We start from the raw sequence: 2,243 nt of genomic DNA, 5'->3' as shown, positions 1-2,243 counted from the left end.
TGCATCCGCAACTAAACAGGTCACCGTCGGTCTGCCGGTTTTGGAATCAGGCGTCGTTGCACCTACGATCACAAAGCCAGTGCCGCCCTTCGCAATCTCTGCATGATGGTGGATATCCCTGTCGCTTACAGAACCGTCCGCATTGGAAGAACTGATATCCGTAGGCACGTGTACAATACGGTTGGGTACCTCAAAGTTTCCTATTTTAAGCGGTTTGAATAAATTTTCAAAATGTTTCATTATTTTGTCCTTTCTTATTACAGCACGATGCCAAAATGATCGTACAGAGCCTTGTCATATTCTTCTTTGTTTTTTGTCCGGCACGCAATTACGCCGTCCTTTGTAAACCTGCGGAATTCAGGAACCTTCTCCCCGTCTTCCCCCACTACCTCAGTCATGGTATTTCTGCCTTCCGGCGTGCGGATATAGACCATGGTTACGTTTTTGAATATCGAATCCGGATGCGTCACGCACCAGTGATTGGGCATCTCGAAATCGATCGGAAACTGTACATCCTCTGTAAAGGAATATATCCTGTTCCATTCCCCTTTGTATATCCCCTGTACCAGCCAGCCAAGCGCGGGATGCTGTATCATACGAAAGTTTTCCCCGTCGATCTCCTGTATTACGTCCGCTTTGATCTCGATTGGCCACACAGGAGCCTGTACGCCTACGCCTACGTCTGCAATATATCTTTTCCCGTCGAGGATCACCCGAGCGATCCTGTGGCGTCTCATGGGCATTTCAAGCGGTTCTCCTTCCAAGTATCTGCCGTAGTATTCCACCACGTCAAATCCCAGCCTGCGGAGCAGCCATGCAAACAGCCCGTTGAGTTCGAAGCAGTAACCGCCCCTTCTGCGCCTGACGATCTTATCGTAAATATCTGGCAAACTGACAGAAATATATTTCCCGGCGCGAATATCCAGGTCTTCATATGGCACGGAATATACGTGTGCTTTTTGCAGCCCACGCAGCGTCTCCATCGTGGGCTCGAGCGAGCCCTTGTAGCCGATGCGATCAAGATACCCTTGTACATCAAGCCCTTGTGCATCATCATCGAAATATTTTTCAAGGATCATCCTGTCATTCGTTAATTCGTCCATATTTAATTCCTTTCTGAATAAAAGTTGCAGGAAAATAAAAGTTATACTTCAAGTATACTCAAATTATACAAAACAATGCTTATAAGAAGCAATAACACTTCCGACGGGAGTGTTATCATTTGCGGTTTAAGATTTAGTGATTGAAATTGCGGTATTCCGCCGGAGACATGAACACATACTTATGAAACACCTTATAAAACTGGTTCATATTGGTATACCCGGACAGATTTGCGACCGTATTGATGCTGTCGTTTGTGGTTAACAATAATTTCTTTGCCTTGGTAAGACGCAGGAATGTAACATATTCCTTAAAGGGCATGCGCATCGCTTCCTTGAATAGGCTACGAAAAGCAGATTCACTCATATGCAGCTTGTCTGCAACTTCCTGTACTGTGATCGCAGTATCAAAATGCAGGTTGATATATGCGATTGCATCGGCAACCCTCGCGTGTCCCAGACTGTCAGGCGTATAGTATTCCTCATACACCGACTGATAGTGCCTCATTAGCAGAGCAAGTGTTTTCCTTACGCCTGCATCCAGCTCATGCCGGTACGCTGTCTCTTTTTTGTTCCAGATATCTCTTAAAGTCAGCACTTCCTTAGAGATGGCCTGCGCGACAGGAAGAGAATGATCGATTTTATTATCAAATGTTTTTGTATTGTAATAAAATGGATATAGATATTCAAAATCGAACTGTCGGCTGCCCGGCGCGGCGATCAGCGCAGGCAGGAAGATCACAAAAATATATTCCGTCTGTTCCTGCGGGCCGGATATCGCAACATGGTTTTCAAAATCGCTGACAATAAAAACGTCGCCGGCCTCGACATCGTATTCCCTGTTGGTAAAGATAAACTTTCCGCTGCCGCCGGTACACAGGACGATTTGCAGATAATTATGCCAATGTATTTTTTCATGGTCGCCTTTTGTCACAAACTCCAGAAGGCTCAAAGGAAATTCGGCGTCCATTTCATAGTTCCAAAAGAAACTGCTCAAAGAATTTATCTCCTGTTTCTTTTATTTTCTACATCATATCACGATTTGTGTGGGGATACCATAAAAAACACCGCAGAAGCGGTGTTTTTACAGTCATTTTACTTATCTTTCGTCAAGCGGAATATATGCGCGCGGCTCCTGCACAT

At 45.2% G+C, this 2,243-nt stretch carries 3 protein-coding genes; all 3 read right to left on the bottom strand.

Features of this window, described 5'->3' with window-relative positions; genetic code table 11:
- On the bottom strand, positions 1-240 hold a 240-nt coding region (locus VB081_RS12905), incomplete at its 3' end, for an oxidoreductase (RefSeq protein ID WP_331676051.1).
- 17 nt (positions 241-257) lie between these two features.
- Positions 258-1,103 (bottom strand): arylamine N-acetyltransferase family protein, encoded by an 846-nt coding sequence (locus VB081_RS12900; RefSeq protein ID WP_323401189.1) that lies wholly within the window; start codon positions 1,101-1,103, stop codon positions 258-260.
- Positions 1,104-1,236: 133 nt separating this feature from the next.
- Positions 1,237-2,097, bottom strand: coding sequence for a helix-turn-helix transcriptional regulator (locus VB081_RS12895; RefSeq protein WP_323401188.1), 861 nt, complete (start codon positions 2,095-2,097; stop codon positions 1,237-1,239).
- Positions 2,098-2,243: the final 146 nt, after the last annotated feature.

The organism is Christensenella sp., assembly GCF_034927525.1.
In the GTDB taxonomy this organism is placed as follows: domain Bacteria; phylum Bacillota; class Clostridia; order Christensenellales; family Christensenellaceae; genus Christensenella.
The sequence above is the reverse complement of the archived record's forward strand: the minus strand, read 5'-3'. Positions and strand labels throughout refer to the sequence as shown.

What these genes read in the sequence shown, in the direction of transcription:
- VB081_RS12900 (WP_323401189.1), bottom strand. Translation starts at nt 1,103, where the DNA reads ATGGACGAATTAACGAATGACAGGATGATCCTTGAAAAATATTTCGAT.